A 17013-nucleotide genomic window follows, 5' to 3' on the forward strand; every position below is an offset into this window, starting at 1 on the left:
ATTCCATCTCATTCGTCGATAGTGAGAGAAGACATTCGTCGGCACGGGTTTGTGAATGTCAGGGAAGCGACCTTCAGCCGCCGCGCCGACGGAACGGAAACGCGTCATGCCGGAAGGAGGTATTCCGGCGACTTCAATCATTTCGCATGCGTGCAACCAACGCGAGCAAGCGAGCAGTCATTTCCTCGGCCGGCAAGTGGGCGAGCCAACCGTGCCCAGGAAGCAGCCATTCGAAACGATACGCAGCCAGCTTGCCAAGCGATTCGGTGAGCTCCGTCCATGAATACCAGCACGCGTCCCTGAACGCGATGAGGTCCCGCTCGCGTGGGCTCCAGGCAAGCGAATCACCGGAGAAGAGCACGCGATCCTCGAGCAGGTATGCGACGCTACCCCGAGTGTGCCCGGGCAGAGGAATCGCGCGCACGCCGGCCGCGATGCACGGTGCTGACCGGTCGTCGAGCAGATCCGTAGCATATGGGGCGGCCGACCTGTCCTCCCGATGGATCCAGACACGGGCGCCGAACCGGCGCGCGTATTTGTCTGCGTCTGCGACGTCGTCACGATGCGACAGAAGGATGTGCGCAATACCACCGGCGTCGCCAAACCATTTCACCAGTTCCGCCGCATAGCGCGGTGAGTCGATCAGCAGATTCCCGTCCGGACGGGCCGCAAAATACGAATGTGCGCCAAACGACGAACGTGCGTTGAATCCGCAGCGCCACACACCCGATGTGATCTGCTGCGGAAAGATCGCGGCGTTCGGACGAGGCTGCTTCGTTTCGCTGCGTACCGATGCAGTAGGACATACGAACACCGCACGCCAGGCAGCGAGTTGCTCGTCCGGCGTGACGGGCTGCCGGACGAAGACACTCTTGTCATTCCTTTCGACAATCAGCTCCGGCGCGACGTGACGTGATGCACCGCAATTGATGCACGCTGTGTCGACGTACCACTCCCCAGGGACAGAGTCGGTATTGCGTGGTGGCTTCATTCGTTGCTCGAGTTCCGACAGGTCATGGCGACCTCACGGTTCACTATGATAGATCTTTCAAACACGCGCCGCAGCCAGGCACGGTGGCATCCGAAGAATAGTGGCTCCAGGCGCGCGATCTGTGGTTCGAACAGTCTTGCGGGGTACGTGCTGGCGGCGGTCGCGCCTGGCGTTGCGCCGCTGAGCGGCAATGCGGCCGAGACGATCCATGTCAAGCTCACGAACAGAATGATTCAGTTCGATCCCGGTGCAGCAAATGCCGGAGGGTGATCATTGCGCTGCTTGGCGCACGCTGTTCAACGGGAGCGATGTCGGGCGGCGCTTTTCTGAGCCGCTCGCGGGGACGCACTCTTCCGTGTGCTCAGGCCAATAAAAGGTGAGGATTTCCAGGAGTCGCGCCGGTTCTAACCTCGAGATCCGGGCGAGCCGGGATACTCGCGATGCGATGTATCGAACAGCCTTTCCATCATTGCTTTTTTCTCCACAGCCCTGAAGACAACAGGGCCCCGCGTTTTCGAATCCGCTTGTTGCAACCGGTGTTCGCACGGCACGAGAAGGTGAACTCGTCAGTCAGTGTACTGCCGCGCAAGTGGACTCCCCGCGAAAGGGTCGTCGCGCCAGTCGATCGTCTTTCGCTGGCTATCCTGCACGGGTGACGCTGATGCCACCTCAAAATGTTCGAGTCTTTGTCCTGCGCTGATCGCCTGCTTCAGCCACTGGGGCATTTCCCCGTCGCCTGTCCAGGTATCGCCCGTCGCATTTTGATACCGGGCTGGTTTTTGCGTTACCTGATCGCCCGCTATTGCTGAAGCCAGGTCGTCCGGTTCAATGCCATATTCTTCCATCCGGTGGCGCAGATAAGCGATCATGCTGTCCCGCTTACGTTCATCCATTCGTTTTCATCCGTGAGTACCGTCCGACTATTTCTTCCACATGATCTGCGGACAATCTGTTGTCTGAAGCGGATTTGATCTGCTCAATCGCGCTGAGTCGGGCAGCGGCAGTCGCCGCTTTCCAGAAGATTAAGGCAGCAGTTATCTCGTTAGCTCGCGCATTTGAGGTCGCGGTTTCGGCGCCGGGGCTGAGTGAAGCCGGGGCGAGCGGTCCGCCTATAGCCGCTTTCGTAGCGTAGCGATCATCGTCGCTCATCCCCGATCCTGCCTTAACCAGAACCGACGAAGCACCCGGATTATCCGTTCTGAGCTTGAACCTCATTCTATTGTAGCGCGCCACTATCGACGTGCGTCTTACTTGCTGGCATAGTTCGGCCACTACAACATACAGAATGAGGAAAGAATGGCTACGCTCGAAAACGTGCAGGCAAAAATCGCCAGGCTGCAGGCCCAGGCCGAAGCGCTTGCAGCGAAGCAGTCGTCAGGCGTCATCGCAAAGATTCGCGACCTCATGGAAAAGCATGGCTTGACCGTTGCCGACATCGAGGCACACACCGGCGGCAAGAAGCGTGGCCGCAAGCCTGGGGCCAAGACGGTTGCCAAGCCAGCAGCATTGGCAAAGTACCGTCATCCGAAGACGGGTGCCACCTGGACGGGGCACGGCCGCGCCCCGGCGTGGATCGCGAGCGCACGTGACCGGTCGAAGTTTCTGATCGACGATAGTGCTGCACAACCGGCCATTGCTGCTAAGAAACCAGCGACGACGGGCAACTATGTGAAGGGCCCCCAGGCGCCGAAATACCGCGACCCAAAGAGTGGGGCGACGTGGAGTGGCCGCGGCCGTGCGCCGGCGTGGTTGGCTGGCGCCAAAGATCGTTCGAAGTTTCTGATTGTCGCCGCGACAGAGAGCGCCTCGGGCTCGAAGGCCGTTTCGCCCAGGAAGGCAACCGCAAAGAAAGCCGCGACGAAAAAGGTGACGAAAAAAACGGTCGCCGCGAAGAAGGTCAAGGCAGTAACGAAGCCGGCACCGGCGAAGAAGGCCGCAGTCAGGAAAACTGCGGCGCAAGAAGCGGTGTCGAGGAAGGCAGCTGCAAAGCGGTCGCCGCAGAACCCGGTAGTAATCGCACCAACCAGTGATAGCGCCTCGGTGCCCGTCGCCGCCTGATTGCCGCAGCCTGATAGAAGATGGGGTGACTGTCCATGAGCAGGACTTGTCCGTCCTGCTCGAAGCAGTCCACCACAATGCCACCCAATGCACGGACGCCTGACACGCTAAACCAGAAAATTTGACCCGCACAAGGCAGGTCACCTGTCAGGACGCTATGCGTGCCAGTTAGACTGGCTTGATATTCGCGGCCTGTTTGCCCTTCGGTCCCATCTTCACGTCGAAGCTGACTTTCTGATTTTCCTGCAATGACTTGAAGCCTTCTGTCTTGATCTCGGAGAAGTGGGCAAACAGGTCTTCGCCGCCTTCGTCCGGCGTGATGAAACCAAAGCCCTTCGCATCGTTAAACCATTTCACTGTACCAGTTGCCATTTTTGAACCTGTAGATGTTGAAAATCGCATTCGCGAACGCGATACGGCACGAAGCGGTCACCCGCGAAGGAACACTTTTAGCACGATAGGATGAGGCCTGCCAATCAGCAAGTCCACTCACTGGCGAGCAACAACCCATCACTCTTCGAGCAGGCGCTTCACTTGTATCACAACGCGTGCGGCGCTGACAGTTGCACCATCATTGTCCTCGAGAAGAACCACTTGGTGTTCGCCGGCGACGGCGTCGGCACGCAACATGAGCGCCGTGCCAGACCACTGGCCGATTGCCGCAATGCTACGCACGACATTCGATTCAGTGAGCGTATGGCCTGCGTTCTCGCCGCGCCCGATCGCCGGTGACGTGACGTGCGTCGTAGCCGACCAGCAGCATATGCGCGAGTCCGGTGCCCAGGCCAATGGATAACTCAGTGCCTGACCCTCGGTGGTGCGGTCAAAATTCACTTTCGCTTTCTCGCCGCCACCTTACGGCCGCCATCGACCGGTTGGTATACCTCAACGAAGATATCTCGGTCGTATCGGACGAGCAGATGCGTTGCCTTGACCAGATCAACGGCACGATGAGTCTGCTCGACGACGCCACGTAGCGCAACGCGGCCTTACTCGAAGAGGCAACGGCGGCGGCAGAGACGCTAGAAGAACTGGCCGATCATCCATGCTACATGCTGATGGCGTTTCGTCTCAACAGCAGGATGAGTGAAAGTGGAAAATGGCAAGAAGGGCGTCGGGGAACACCATCAGACAGCAACTACAGTTGCGTCCCGGAAGAACTTCGGTAAAAGAAGCCAGCGCCCGTCGTTGACGGGGTACTTGTACGCTGGTTACCGCGAACCTGGCTGCGACGCGCCCGCTATCATGCCGCATCCGTTCCGCAGCGGTGCCGATTCGCCGAATATATGCAAGAGACGGGCAATCGTCGCTCGCTGGGCAGGACCTGAAACGAGGCCATTTTCGCGCGCGCCGGCCCAAGCCACTCGATGCGTTTTATGTGTCATGGCACGACGGGGCCGCGCGCGCTACCACCGACTCACAAGAGGACCGCTTGCTGCAAAAGCTCCAGCGCTTTCAATTCGTCCAATCGACCCGTGCGTGCTTTACCTGCCAGCGTCTTGATCAATGCTTCCGCTACCGGTTCGATACCATGAAGATTGTCTAGGCTGGTCACGGAAGCGAAGGGGAGTGCTACGGGGTTTCGCTGCGGTACGGGGGCGGGGAGCGACTCAAGGGCTGTCGGTGTGGCTGCCGGTGCCTCGCCGTTACTTTCTTCCAGTGGACGGCCGGCAAGGTCGTCGGCGAAATCATTCACATGAACTTGCGGGCTGATGTCGATCGTCTCTTGCTCTCCTGCGGCATCCGCCGAAACAGGCGAAGGGTTTTCCGATTCGCCCAGGTCGCCCGCACGTGAACGCGTCATGTTCGCCTTCGCTTTGGCGAGCTTCTTCACTGGCGCGCCATCGTCTGTTGCGGTTGCAATCGGCTCGTGTTGCTGGGCGGATACGCGACCACGCGAAGCAGGCGTAAGCATACGCGACACCGACTCTGGAATCTCCGCTTCGGAGCGCGGCGTGTCCAGCCAACCAGGTGGCAAACCCAGTCGCTCCGTGAACCGGTTTGCTTCGATACTGTCTATGCGCTTCTTGCCATGTAGCCGATCGGCTATGTTGAATCCGCTCATCTCCATGACCACGCCAAGTCTTACTTTTGATCCGTTGCGACTCGTGAGAACGTGGAGGTTAGCACGTCGGATGCTCTCCACCTCGGCGCTGTCGCTCAGTTCTAGCGGTTGCTGTTGAGGGGTTTTAGGCGACGCTTTGTCTTTCGAAGGCGAAGCTTTGAGCGGTGCACGAGGTTTAGGCTGTTTGGGCATTTCGCTTTGACTGTTCTTGACGGCGCTGGGCGACCCGCCCGCTACTTTCTTTGGCATTTGCGCTTCCTCGGACAAACTATCTTCAAGAAATGGTTGATGATCGACGTTCAGGGCAGAAGCCGGCTTAAGTGCTTCAGGCTCTACGTCATGTCCGTCATCCGTTTGAATGAAGTCGAGCGGTGACTTCAGGCGTGCAATGGTCTCGGCCGCGAGCGCAGGATTGGGCTGGTCAAAAAAGCCATGCGGTAACCCAAGCGTGGTTTCCATGTGAAAGGCCGTCTCGGGCGTGAACCTCTCGCCCTTCATCAGTTCGCCCACGCGCGTCATGTTCGATTCAAGTGCTATCGCGATATTCTCGGCACCTACCGCATCGACCAAAAACTGAAAGGATCGTGTTTTGAAAATGGAGGCAGTCTGGGCGGAGTCGCGGGGAGGCGCCTTCACATACGGTTGTCCCTGCCGGTTGGGCGGAGATTTTTTTTCGTGGCGAGGATGGCGTTGGCCGTTGTCCCGGGATCCCGCATATCGCCCGCGGGCTTGACTCATAAAGTAGGGCTCCATGCGATGTTGATATTCTGAATATCCTGATTATAGAGGAGGCGAGGGTATCATCTGAAGCGTCAGTCGCTACCTATGCGTCTGCGCCGGGCGTCCAGCGCCAAAACGGCCGTCCTCATGCTGTCACATTTCAACGTTAGCCTATCCGCCCTTGGTACTGAATCCACCGTTGTGGGTTGTCACCGAACGCCCCGCCACCGGAAGACCTGACGGCAAGCGTTTCTCTCTTTGCATCGGGAGCATCCCGTGTTGAGCGCACACGAATTTGCAACATTGATGCTGGTCAAGGACTCTGCCGATCACATTGCCGATCGGGCAGAACTTGGTACGCTGCTTGAACGGCAGCTTGTCGCACTGGAGCGACTTGCGGGCGGGGCAGTACGCCCCCGCATCACGGAAGACGGAGAGTCTCTTCTCCGTCACCTGGCCTTTATCCATTGATGAGAGAAATCCGTCGGTGCCTCTCAAGCGCTTCCAGACGGCGTTGGCAACGTTTGTCATCTCCACCGCGTCGATAGCTCTGCATGGCCTTTGTACGGTCCGGGACAACCCTCCTGTCTTCTGCACCCCACACGCCCTCCCAGAAAAGTCCGAGATTGTGTGCTGAGGCTTTGTGTCCCAGGTCAATGGCCTGCTCGTAGAGCGAGCGCGCACGGCTCACATCCGCCTGCAAGCCCCGCCCAAGCCGTGCGCTGTCGGCCAGCGCGGCGGCGGCCAGGCCGCGCAGACGACCGTCCGCGGTTTCATCCTTCATCACGTCTTCAAGAATCGCGTTACCTTTCTCAAAGTCCGCGTCCCCTCCTGTTGGTGTGACGAGTGATATGGCCATTGCCGTTCGCCAGGCCGGATGGCGGTTCGCGCCAACGCGCTCCAGTAACCAGCGGCCCAGATAGGGCGCATGGCTTAATGTACTGGTGAGAAGGGCGTTTGCGATTGCGGCAAGCGACTCCGGTGACAGGAATCCAGTCTTGTTTGCCGCAATGACGTGACGGGAGAACTTTTCGACATCCAGTGTAGGGTCGGCGCGGCGCAACTGATGCCATTCGCGTTCGATTGCTCCGACCCAGCTTTCCATTTGCATGGTGAGCGATCCCGTGGTGAAGAATGCACCTAATTCTAGCTCACCTTTTGCTGATTGCAACCCTCTGGATGTAGAAGTCCGTGGCGCCCGCGACCGTGCATGGCAGTATCAAGACTGTGTCGCGATATGGGGTTGGGTCCAGGCTTTCATCCTGGAATACGAGCAGTGCGGGGGGCAGCAGTTCAATGTGTCCAAGCACTACTCGTTGTTCAGACGCACGGGGTCTATATGTGTTGTTGGCGAATCGACGCGGGAACGGGCCAGACGCTCTCCAACCATGGCGCCTGCACTGTAATCTAACGCGATGGCGACAACCGGTGATGGCTTCAACTCGACGCCTTCTTCATCGCGCAGCGTGGTCAGCGCGGGTGTGGGTACCGTGCATCGGTTCTGACGCCGGTTGAGGTATCTGAAGCAGGACAGGGCGCTGCGATTTCGCCGCATCGCGATTCATCCTTGTCGTTTGCGCGCGCCCGGAAATTCTCTCTGGTCACTTTTTACTCTGCGGATGCCCGTCGTCCAGCGATTCAAGGAGTGGCCGAAGAGCATCGAGTTCCACGCCGAAGCCGCTCCAGTCTCCTGCTTTTAGCCGTTCGAGCGCGCGGTTGTAGTGCGCGAGCGCCTCGCGGGCACGCGTGTCTGCTGTGCCTGACGGGTTCGATGTGGCCGGGGAGGTTTCCTCGAAGAGGGCTGCAAGGGCTTGCGCCAGGGTATCCTGCATCACGACGCGCTCACCATACGCAGCGATAACCCGCTTCAACTCCGGCAACTGCCCGGACGCTGCGCGCAGGTAGAGCGGCGACACGTAGAGAATCGAATTCTCGATCGGCACCACCACGAGATGGCCACGGATGACGCGCGAGCCCATCTGGTTCCATAGTGAAATCTGTTGAGAGATCTCGGTATTTTGCTGGATGCGCGCCTCGATCTGGAATGGTCCATAGACCAGCTTATCCTTCGGGAACGTGTAGACGATGAGCTTGCCGTACTCGGACGGATCGCAACGTGCCGCGAGCCAGGCAATCATGTTTTCACGCTGACTGGGCACCATCGGCAGCAGGAGCACGAACTCGGCGCGCTGCTCACCGGGCAAACGCATGATCATGTAATACGGCGTCATTTGCGCGCCGGGCGTGTTCCCGGCATCGATGCCGGCGAGCTCCCGTGGGAACTGCCAGAGGTCCTCGCGGTTGTAGAAAACCTCCGGCGCATCCATATGGTACGTGCGATAGAGTTGTGCCTGAATCAGAAAGAGATCTTCGGGATAGCGGATATGCTGACGCAGGTCTTGTGGCATTGTATCGAGAGGCCTGAACAGGCCCGGGAAGATACGCTGGTAAGTCCGTAAGATTGGATCGGCAGGATCGCTGACAAAGAACTCGACCGTGCCGTTATACGCATCCACTACTACTTTCACCGTATTCCGGATGTAGTTCGTGCCGTCGCCAGTGGCAGGCTGGGAGTACGGGAACCAGCGGCTCGTGGTATAGGCATCGAGTATCCAGAACAGGCGGCCACTGCTCACGACAAGATACGGATCGTGATCCAGATCGAGGAACGGCGCGACCGTTCGGACACGTTCCTCAATATTACGGTGAAGCAGGATCCGGCTTTTGTCCGTGATATAGCTCGTTAGCAGAATGTTGGGGTCGCCGAACTGCCAGGCGAAGAGGATACGTCGTGCGGTACTACCGATGCCGACCCCGTCGTGCCCGCTATAAGCTGTGTAGACGTTTTCCTTTCCCTGAGGGTAGTCAAATTCCGGTACGCTACCCATTACGATGACGTATCCCTGAACGCCTTGACCAAAATAGAGGCGCGGTTCGCGAATGGCCGGCCCGCCGTTGGAGGCAGGTGGAATGTCCTGCAGGTAGAGCGATGGCAAACCCTCCGCGGATTTCTCGGTGACCGGCGACATGACGACACCATTGCCGTGCGTGAACAGGAGATGCAGGTTCACCCAGGTCTGCGCATTGGCCGGAAGCATCGCCGTGTCGAGTTCGCGCGCGGAGAGCATCACCTGCCTGTAACCGGCGTCGAGCCAGTAGCGGTCGATGTCCACGGAGAGAAATCGGTAGTAGGTCCTGATTTCCTGCAACTGCGCATAGGTATCCATCAACGGCTGCAGATCCCATAGGCGGATGTTTTCGATGGTTGCGCGATTGGACTGCAGCGAGGCCAGATTCAGTCCCTGCTGGGCAGCGAATGGCCTGACCGCGATCTGCGCGAGGCCATAGGCCTTTCGGGTCAGCGCGATATTGTGTTCGATGTAAGGCGTCTCCAGCCTCAGCTCGCTCGGCTTGACATAGAACCGCTGGAACATCGCCGGGTAGATAACGGCGAGCACAACCGAGCTACCGAACACCAGTACCACTGCGGCAGCGGGAATGCGATAGCTTCGCCAGCGCATGTTGGCCCACAAAACGACGGATGCGCCGATGGCAAGGCCGACGAGCAGCCACAATACTGGCAACTCGACGTGGACGTCGGTATAGCTGGCACCGACCACGACACCGTTGTCGCCGTAGAGCAGCAGAAAGCGGTCGAGCCAGTAGGACCCGGCCTTAACCAGGAAGAACAGACCGAGCAGTGCAGAACCGTGCGTCGCGGCGGCAGGTGAAAGAACGCGCGGCGGCTTCCCGGTCGTCAGGTCGCCACGCAGCCCATAGATGGCTCCCGCGACGACTGCGCTGCCAAAAAGTACCTGCAGCAGCCAATTCTTGAGCGCCACATAGACGGGCAGTGAGAAAAGATAGAAGCCGATGTCGATGCCAAAGACAGGATCGCGTTCCCCAAACGGCACCTGATAAAGGAAGCGAAGCACGATGTCCCAGTTCGGGACTTCGCCGGCTGCGATCAATAGCGCGAGCAGGACGGCGGCGCCGGTGATGGCGTAGCGCCATGGAATACCAGGCGCGACCTCGCTGGACAGTTCGTCGATGACTTCAAGCGCAGCCGTCGAAGAAACCGGTCCCGCATGGATGGGACCGAAGCGTCTCGCATAACGATGCGCAAGAAACCCGGATACCCCGATGATTCCTGCCGAGGCGGCGAACACGGCGACGAACAGGAGGACTCTGGTGTCAAGAACTGTCCAGAAAACGCCGACATGCCCAACCGAAGAGAACCACAGCCAGTCGACCAGGACACGTGCGACGCGCCCGATAACAACCAGGCTGACGATGCCAGTCGCAACGGTGATCGCGGTGCGTCTGACGCGCACGCGAGATATCACTTGCGGCGGCATCGTCCCTCCCTTGCCGGCTCATCACTCGCGACCAGCTTCGATTGGACCGTTGTCCAGGGTCGATTGCCGGTCCCGTGGCGAAACGGCCAATCCGCACATGCGTACTGCCTCGCGCTCAGGCAGGTCATGACATTGATTGTAGACCGGCGAGCGGGGTGGTGCATCGTTGCCAGGGGAATGCATCGCAAAGCCGTGCAACATACCAGCCGACAGCCGCTCTGTTGCCGGGGGCTCTGATGTGCAAATAGGTCGGTCTGTGGAGACGTCCCCGATATGTCGAACACCTCATCACGCAAGACGGCCGTAGTCTGCGACGAAACCTGCGTCGCGCTACCCTCGGGCTTGCGTTGCACATCGATTTGCATGACGCCTGGCCGTAGATCGCGCTCTCTGGACACCCCCATTATTTGACACAAGTCAAATTAGCATACTTAGATCGGAATCCTATATAATTATCAAGCGTCGAAGCTCGGCGACGCTACGTGGCATTTGTCTTTCTGAATCAAAAAAGCCTCAATCCGAATATTGAGGCTCGCGTACTGTCTTTACATTCTGATGAGTCGTTTTGCGAGTATTGCCTTCAGCTCCCTTCGGGTGTCGCTTATGATGTGCATGTAGATGGTGTCATTTGCAATCTGGTAGATGATTCTGCTCCTGCCGCTGATGACTTGATAGTAACCCGTGAGTGGGAAGTCCATCAGTTCAGGTGGGTTGCTGCCCTTCGATTTCCAGTCATATCTCGCGATGCCATAATTGATGCGCATTGTCATCAATTGGGGAATCAACATCCGGACCACCGTTACGATCGACGATAATCTTTATGAGCGCGCGCTCGAACTCGCTGATCCCGATATGGATAAGGCTGATCTGTTTCGGGTGGCGATGCAGACATTCGTTCGGGTTCAAGCGGGAAAACGTCTGACAGCCCTCGGGGGCACTGTGGCCGATATGCCCGACATCCCGCGGCGGCGCTCGGAGCCTTCGACTCAATGAGCGTCCCCATCGATGCATCTGTATGGGTTGATCATTTCCGTCGGGTTAATCCGAGACTTGTTCAACTGGTCACAAGTGACGAGGCACTCACACATCCCGTTGTGCTTGTTGAACTTGCCTGTGCACCGCCCGCACCCCGAGCACGAACGCTTCACGACATCGGGCTGCTGCAACATGCGAAGCACGCGACATGGACCGAGTGATGGAGTTGATCGAGGCAAGGCAGTTTTACGGTCGAGACTGCGGTAGCAGCGACCTGACGCTGCTCGCGTCGACTTTAATGACTCCTGGTGCGTTACTTTGGACACTGGACAAAAGGCTGAGCCAACTCGCTGGTGAACTCGCCATCGCCTATATGCATGACGTTCACTAGGCATATGATCGGCGAGAAGCGCAAGTCGGTGCTCGCCGGATCAGGGCATCACTGCGCAGAAATATGAGGTCCTACAGCTCACATTCCTAGGACTATTACGTGAACTATCGCGGGTTTGGAGTTGAGTCGCGGCCCCCGCAACGTATTTAGATTTACTAATTACATTTATTCTCCAGATGCCGGTACATGAACGGTCGCACATGTTGCAGCGCGTCGGGTTCGCGCTCCACGACCATCGACAGGTCGAACAGGTCGCGGGCAGTTCCCTGGCTTCCCCGGCGATACATCTTCTTCGCGACAATCTCCACAGCGGTCTCGACGCGAACGGGACGCTACATAAGCTCCCACGTCTCAAAAGCATGTTCATCACGCAGCAGGTTAGGGGAGGCAACGAAGTCGATCTCGCAGGAGTTGCTAACGGGGTTTGACCCATCAAAGACGTTCTTCGAGATTGTCTGTACGACGACATCAGATCAGCTCGTGCGCGGCTATGTCGAAAGGATCGACGACTTGCCCGGCGGCTCCGAAGATAACGAGCTATGACGATCAATCGCCGCGCGTGCCGAACGTAGCGGTGCGCTCAGTCGCCTGTATCAAGGGTTTGCGTTCAGCCTGACCGACGCAGAACTCCGCCACGTGATCGATGCTGCCGACGCGACGTGGACCGCTGCGCAAGTGCTGGCCGAATAGGTTATCCCGGCAACGTCGCGGGGCCTCCTTATCAGATGGACGTCAGCCGAGTATCGAGCGCAAACCGCTCGTCGCTCTTGAGCGCAAAAAGTCCGGCCGCCATTGCGGTGTTGATCAGCAGGTTCCACGAATGCTTGCTGACGACGCTCGGTACGATCACGAGAGGATGCGAAGCCAGCAGTGCATCGCCGAACTTCTGCTGGTTTGGGCTGACAGCGCCCGGATTCAGCCAGTGCGGGTTGGGTACGTCTGATGGCTGTATGACTTCGACGTGCGCCGCTGCGATGTCGATCGCCAACAACCGGTGAGGGACAGTGTCCAGCACGTTGAAACCCTTGTGGACGGCAACCTCCAGAATGGTGGTCGCCGGGTCAAGCGAGGCATAGATTATGCGCTGTCCAGGTGAAGACCATCGCCCGCCCACAAGGAAGGCACCCTCGGCCGTTGTCCATGTTGGAAAATGCTTCTCCCGCTCAAGTCGCCATACGAGCAGCCCGTTCGTGCCCAAACCGGCCGGCAATGGCGTCAAGAATACACCCCGTAATCCATGCGAGTGAGCAGCGTTTTCACGAGCTCCGCGCCTTCCGAGCTTTGCAACAGATCGATCGGAAGGCGCTGGTCGAGCCCAATGGCGGGCGTGGAAAGCCAGTGCTCCGCTGCGTCCTTCGATCCCAGAACCTCGATTGCCTGTTCGGTGATCGACGCGAGCCGGATGAGCCGGTCGGTCGCGTTGCTGTCGAGCAGGCGGTCTTTGTCCTTGCCGCGCTGGAGAGTGCGTTCGCTAACGCCGATCGCTAGAAGCAGGGCGTCGCGCGCAATGACCTCGTACGCATCCATAATTTCTCGCGCAAGGACAACCGGCAGGCCGCGCGTCACGATGTCATGGGCCTGGAGCGGCGTCATGTCCGTGACCTTCGAAATGCCCCCAGCAATTCGCTTTTCAGGGCTTGCAGTTTCCCCATAGTAAGTCGCGACACTCGACGTGATCCGGGTCTGCAAGGCTTGCAGCAAGCTGCGAAAAGGCGTGCCATTGCCCGATTGTCGAATTGACGGTTCCATGTCATGCTCCGGTTCGCCACATGTCGCAATATTTTACGCCACTTGGCGGTTGGCGTGCAATCCGGGGTCGTCTTGATTTCGGCGCAAATTTCCGGTTAGAACGCTCGCGACTGCATGCGGCTTTGCGGGTTGTCACCAATAAATATTGACGTTAAATCAAGGACCTGCTGTCTGGAGCCGAAGCCCGCGGTTTTCGATAGGCCATATATAAATCTTCTTCCTGCCTTAATCGGGTCCCTTGGGCGCTGAATCTTCATTGCATTCTTTGCACCACGAGCTTCACATGCTTTTATGCCGACATCTTCGGCTGATACAGAGATGTAGATAAAGCTGAAGAGAGTCACGCCGCTTCGCGCACGAACTAGGTCGATCAAACGGAATTCGGCGCTAACGACAAAAAATACCGGGACCGTTCGATGTCGGAAGCTCATCCAAATCCTGCTTCCGATCGCTCAGCCGACCAGTCGCCTGACTGCCTTCTGATACTCTTCGACGATCCGCTCGACCACCTCGGCCGCACCCGGAAGATCGCGAATCAATCCGGCCGATTGGCCGATTTCGACCTTGCCGCGTTCGATATCGCCATCAAGGGCAGCCTGACGCAGTGTGCTGCTCGCGAAAAGTGCGTCGTATGCCGAATCATCGGGCTCGTGCTTATCGGCGTGCAATACATCCTGCGCGAAGGCGTACGCTAAATTAGCAGAAATCTATAGACATCCTATGTTTGTTCGACTTGTGACATTGGTGTCAAAAATACGTCGCTAATTTAATTAGCGTCAGTCTTCTCAACTGTTACTTGGAGTGAGCGAAAATCGAATCAATAGATTTAGTTAGCCAATCTAAATGCGTTGCAGAGACCGCGAATCAACTGCAGATCTGCGCTAGCTTATTTCTGTCGATTCTCGTCGTGAAACTCGACGTCCTCGATCACGTCGCCGATATCCATGCGCTGGCCCGCACGTTCGCGCACCTGTTGCTCGTGCATCTCTTGTGCGCGCATTGCCTGCTCGCGAAGCTGTTTGCGCAGGTCGCGCGTTTTCCACCAGACAAAACCGCCGATCGCGATGCCTGCCCCAAGCACCACTGCCAACATCACGAGCGACACGGCGAACCCCACAACGAGCAGCGCAGCGCCTATCACCACGGCTAACACCTTCGCCAGTACGCTTGGTGGACCAGGATGCATAGTTGCGCCATTTTGCCTGAGTCTCTCCTGCTGCTTGTCAAATTGCATCGCATCTCCGATCTAGGGTTTCCTGAGGCAGTTTCAGGGGTGGGGCGCAACAGCGAGCTGGCTATTTAAGCGGGTTGAGTTTGATTTGCAGATGCGACGCTCGACCCTTGCGAACAAAGCTGCCCGGTTATTGACTCAGTATGCGCCGAAGATCCGGTCGAGCGCCGCGAGAATGGCCTCACGTCGATCTGAAAGGGAACCGATGCACTTGCCAAGAGCGTTCAGGGGGACCGCGCTCATGCCAGGCGTATCAAGGAAACATTCCTCACCGTGGACTTCGAACACGGGAAGTAGATCAGATGGCTTACCGGAGAAGGCGATGTCGGACAGGTCGCAGAGGAATCACGATCCGCGTCGGCAAAATGCCGATATGGGTGCTTTGCACGTCGAGCAGGTAAGGTGCCAGTTTGCGCGTCTCAATGTCGGGGTTCGCGTAGACATCAAACCTGGCCATTAAAACGTCCTGTATTTCGCGAGCGGAAGCCCGTCGCGATCAACCATCGCAGTGTAAGCGGCGACCAGTTCTGCGTTATCCTCCGCCCAACGGCGGGCCTCCGCCTCCTGGATTTCTTCACGCACGCCGCGCTCGCTCGCGCGCGAAAGATTGATGCCAAGCTGCTTGGCCCGCTCAAGCACCTCCGGCGGCAAGGTGACGTTGGTGGATTTACGCGGTCGAACTTCGAGTGCTTTGCCCATGTGCGGCTCCATGTTGCATATCATGTGCATTATGCTGCACAAGCCTGACGGGTCGCAAGCGTGCCGGCTGCTGGCAGATCACCGCTAGACCGATATCGGGCAATCAGGGGAGGTAGGTCCGAAGCTGACCCTCTTAATCGCCCGGCAATGACATTATTTAACATAATATAATTTAGCAACGTTTTGGTGTGTAGGAGCTGGTGTGTAGGAGCAAAGTAGTAGTGTCGTACTTGGGCAAAGTACAGATGTCGTACCCGGGCCCGTTCGGATCCATGCTGGTGCGGTTTTCATCCAACCGCGGAGCCGGTCATGACCGATACCGGGATGATCACCATGAGCATGCGCGAACTGGATCGGCTGAAGGTCATCGAGGCCGTTGCTGAGGCCCGCCTGATGCCCTGGCGGGCGGCCGAACGGCTCGGCATCAGCCGCCGGCAGGTCGAGCGGCGGGTTCTCCGGTATCGCCATGAAGGTGCGAACGGGCTGGTCTCGCGCCGGCGTGGTTGCCCGAGCAACCACCAGTTACCCGACGCTCTGGTACGGCGTGCCCTGACGCTCATCCGTGAGCGCTACGCCGATTTCGGGCCGACGCTGGCCTGCGAGAAGCTGCGCGAATGCCATGGACTCGTGCTGTCGAAGGAAACCGTGCGCCACCTGATGACGGAGGCCGGCCTGTGGGTGCCGCGCAAACAGCGTCCGCCGAAGATCTACCAGCCGCGCGCGCGGCGCGCCTGCCTGGGCGAACTGGTGCAGATCGACGGCAGCGACCACCGCTGGTTCGAGGAGCGCGCGCCCGCCTGCACGCTGCTGGTGTATGTCGACGATGCGACCAGCCGGCTGATGATGCTGCATTTCACGGCCACGGAGTCGACCTTCAGCTATTTCGAGGCGACGCGCGCGTACCTCGAGCGTTACGGCAAGCCGGTGGCGTTCTACAGCGACCGTGCGAGCGTGTTCCATGTGAACCGGCGAGCGGAGACGGCGGGCAAAGGCGTCACGCAGTTCGGCCGGGCGATGTACGAACTGAACATCGACACCTTCTGCGCGAACTCGAGCCCCGCCAAGGGGCGTGTGGAGCGCGCGCACCTGACGCTGCAGGACCGGCTGGTCAAGGAACTCAGGCTGCGTGGCATCAGTACGGTGGCGGCCGCCAATGCGTGGGCGCCTGCCTTCATGGCCGCCCACAACGCGCGCTTTGCGAAGCCGCCCAGGAGCCCGTTCGATGCACACCGGCCGCTGCGCGCCGACGAGGATCTGGACGCGATCCTGACGTGGCGGGTCCTGCGCAAGGTGTCGGATGCGCTGACGCTGCTGAACGACCGCGTGATCTGGCTGCTCGACGATACGCCGGCCACCCGCCGGCTGATCGGCCGCTACATCGACGTATGGGAGTATCCGGACGGCCGCCTCGAGATCCGCGCCGACGGCGTGGTGCTGCCCTGTGTGCCGTACGACAAGCTCGCGGAAATCGACCAGGGGGCCGTGGTCGAACACAAGCGGCTGGGCCACGCGCTGCAGGTCGCGCAGGCGCTGCAGGCGCAGCGCGACAACCGCCGGATATCCGGCTCACCGTCGCGCACGAACCGCGGTGAACCGGTGCGCGCGAAGGCGCGGCGGCCCGGCACAAGGAAACCGCGCGAAGTCACGCTCGAGGACTGGAATGCGGCGGTAATGGGGACACACCGGACCCCGGTAGGCTCGGTGCTAAAAACCGCCCTGAAAAGATAGAAAGGAGTCCAAAACCACCCTCACCCACACCCAAAACCGACCTCAACC

The 17013-nt window shown here is 58.8% G+C and carries 18 protein-coding genes and 1 pseudogene; 5 read left to right on the top strand and 14 right to left on the bottom strand.

Annotation, left to right across the window (positions count from 1 at the left end; all coding sequences use genetic code 11):
• Positions 1-133 precede the first annotated feature (133 nt).
• The 3 genes from H1204_RS49220 to H1204_RS49230 all read right to left on the bottom strand — a co-directional run bounded on the left by H1204_RS49220 (position 134) and on the right by H1204_RS49230 (position 2140).
• Positions 134-991, bottom strand: a complete 858-nt coding sequence (locus tag H1204_RS49220) for an MBL fold metallo-hydrolase (protein ID WP_180736417.1) — start codon at positions 989-991, stop codon at positions 134-136.
• Between the two features lie 566 nt (positions 992-1557).
• On the bottom strand, positions 1558-1884 hold the full coding sequence (locus H1204_RS49225) for an H-NS histone family protein (RefSeq protein WP_180736418.1): 327 nt from the start codon (positions 1882-1884) through the stop codon (positions 1558-1560).
• Positions 1877-2140 carry a hypothetical protein gene (locus tag H1204_RS49230; protein WP_180736419.1) on the bottom strand — a complete coding sequence of 88 codons (264 nt, stop codon included), beginning with the start codon at positions 2138-2140 and terminating at the stop codon, positions 1877-1879. Before H1204_RS49230 ends, H1204_RS49225 begins: the two co-directional genes overlap by 8 nt.
• Before the next feature lie 147 nt (positions 2141-2287).
• Between H1204_RS49230 and H1204_RS49235 the strand changes: the two genes are divergently transcribed.
• Positions 2288-3049: an H-NS family nucleoid-associated regulatory protein gene (locus H1204_RS49235; RefSeq protein ID WP_180736420.1), complete on the top strand. Its 762-nt coding sequence runs from the start codon at positions 2288-2290 to the stop codon at positions 3047-3049.
• A 168-nt stretch (positions 3050-3217) separates the two neighbouring features.
• On the opposite strand, the gene H1204_RS49240 is transcribed toward H1204_RS49235, so the two are convergent.
• From H1204_RS49240 to H1204_RS49250, 3 genes are all read right to left on the bottom strand, one after another.
• On the bottom strand, positions 3218-3421 hold the full coding sequence (locus tag H1204_RS49240; protein ID WP_035988139.1) for a cold-shock protein: 204 nt from the start codon (positions 3419-3421) through the stop codon (positions 3218-3220).
• Positions 3422-3559: 138 nt separating this feature from the next.
• Complete coding sequence (locus H1204_RS49245; RefSeq protein WP_180736421.1) at positions 3560-3883, bottom strand: hypothetical protein; 324 nt, start codon at positions 3881-3883, stop codon at positions 3560-3562.
• Positions 3884-4466: 583 nt separating this feature from the next.
• Complete coding sequence (locus H1204_RS49250; RefSeq protein ID WP_180736422.1) at positions 4467-5852, bottom strand: hypothetical protein; 1386 nt, start codon at positions 5850-5852, stop codon at positions 4467-4469.
• Positions 5853-6110: 258 nt separating this feature from the next.
• Here H1204_RS49250 and H1204_RS49255 point away from each other — a divergent pair, with 258 nt between their 5' ends.
• Positions 6111-6305 carry a hypothetical protein gene (locus H1204_RS49255; RefSeq protein WP_180736423.1) on the top strand — a complete coding sequence of 65 codons (195 nt, stop codon included), beginning with the start codon at positions 6111-6113 and terminating at the stop codon, positions 6303-6305.
• Here H1204_RS49255 and H1204_RS49260 read toward each other — a convergent pair.
• Positions 6295-6945, bottom strand: coding sequence for a sel1 repeat family protein (locus H1204_RS49260; protein ID WP_180736424.1), 651 nt, complete (start codon positions 6943-6945; stop codon positions 6295-6297). The genes H1204_RS49255 and H1204_RS49260 overlap by 11 nt on opposite strands.
• Positions 6946-7435: 490 nt before the next feature.
• Positions 7436-10192 (bottom strand): UPF0182 family protein, encoded by a 2757-nt coding sequence (locus H1204_RS49265; RefSeq protein WP_180736425.1) that lies wholly within the window; start codon positions 10190-10192, stop codon positions 7436-7438.
• 786 nt (positions 10193-10978) lie between these two features.
• Here H1204_RS49265 and H1204_RS49270 point away from each other — a divergent pair.
• Both H1204_RS49270 and H1204_RS52470 read left to right on the top strand, forming a co-directional pair.
• Positions 10979-11185 (top strand): type II toxin-antitoxin system VapB family antitoxin, encoded by a 207-nt coding sequence (locus tag H1204_RS49270; RefSeq protein ID WP_180736983.1) that lies wholly within the window; start codon positions 10979-10981, stop codon positions 11183-11185.
• A pseudogene (locus H1204_RS52470) lies at positions 11182-11558 on the top strand (VapC toxin family PIN domain ribonuclease). Before H1204_RS49270 ends, H1204_RS52470 begins: the two are co-directional and overlap by 4 nt.
• Positions 11559-11713: 155 nt before the next feature.
• On the opposite strand, the gene H1204_RS53200 reads toward H1204_RS52470, so the two are convergent.
• The 6 genes from H1204_RS53200 to H1204_RS49310 all read right to left on the bottom strand — a co-directional run bounded on the left by H1204_RS53200 (position 11714) and on the right by H1204_RS49310 (position 15237).
• Positions 11714-11866: a hypothetical protein gene (locus H1204_RS53200; protein WP_180736426.1), complete on the bottom strand. Its 153-nt coding sequence runs from the start codon at positions 11864-11866 to the stop codon at positions 11714-11716.
• Between the two features lie 413 nt (positions 11867-12279).
• On the bottom strand, positions 12280-12777 hold the full coding sequence (locus H1204_RS49280) for an RES family NAD+ phosphorylase (RefSeq protein ID WP_180736427.1): 498 nt from the start codon (positions 12775-12777) through the stop codon (positions 12280-12282).
• The gene (locus tag H1204_RS49285) at positions 12774-13151 is read right to left on the bottom strand and encodes an antitoxin Xre/MbcA/ParS toxin-binding domain-containing protein (protein WP_243469144.1); all 378 of its coding nucleotides are present in this window, start codon (positions 13149-13151) and stop codon (positions 12774-12776) included. Before H1204_RS49285 ends, H1204_RS49280 begins: the two co-directional genes overlap by 4 nt.
• A gap of 608 nt (positions 13152-13759) precedes the next feature.
• On the bottom strand, positions 13760-13975 hold the full coding sequence (locus H1204_RS49290; RefSeq protein WP_180736429.1) for a hypothetical protein: 216 nt from the start codon (positions 13973-13975) through the stop codon (positions 13760-13762).
• Positions 13976-14193: 218 nt separating this feature from the next.
• Positions 14194-14541, bottom strand: a complete 348-nt coding sequence (locus H1204_RS49295; protein ID WP_180736430.1) for a hypothetical protein — start codon at positions 14539-14541, stop codon at positions 14194-14196.
• Between the two features lie 453 nt (positions 14542-14994).
• Complete coding sequence (locus H1204_RS49310) at positions 14995-15237, bottom strand: type II toxin-antitoxin system CcdA family antitoxin (protein WP_036001467.1); 243 nt, start codon at positions 15235-15237, stop codon at positions 14995-14997.
• A gap of 309 nt (positions 15238-15546) precedes the next feature.
• Here H1204_RS49310 and H1204_RS49315 point away from each other — a divergent pair, with 309 nt between their 5' ends.
• Positions 15547-16965: an ISNCY family transposase gene (locus tag H1204_RS49315; protein WP_180736433.1), complete on the top strand. Its 1419-nt coding sequence runs from the start codon at positions 15547-15549 to the stop codon at positions 16963-16965.
• Positions 16966-17013: the final 48 nt, after the last annotated feature.

Source organism: Paraburkholderia sp. PGU19 (assembly GCF_013426915.1).
In the GTDB taxonomy this organism is placed as follows: domain Bacteria; phylum Pseudomonadota; class Gammaproteobacteria; order Burkholderiales; family Burkholderiaceae; genus Paraburkholderia.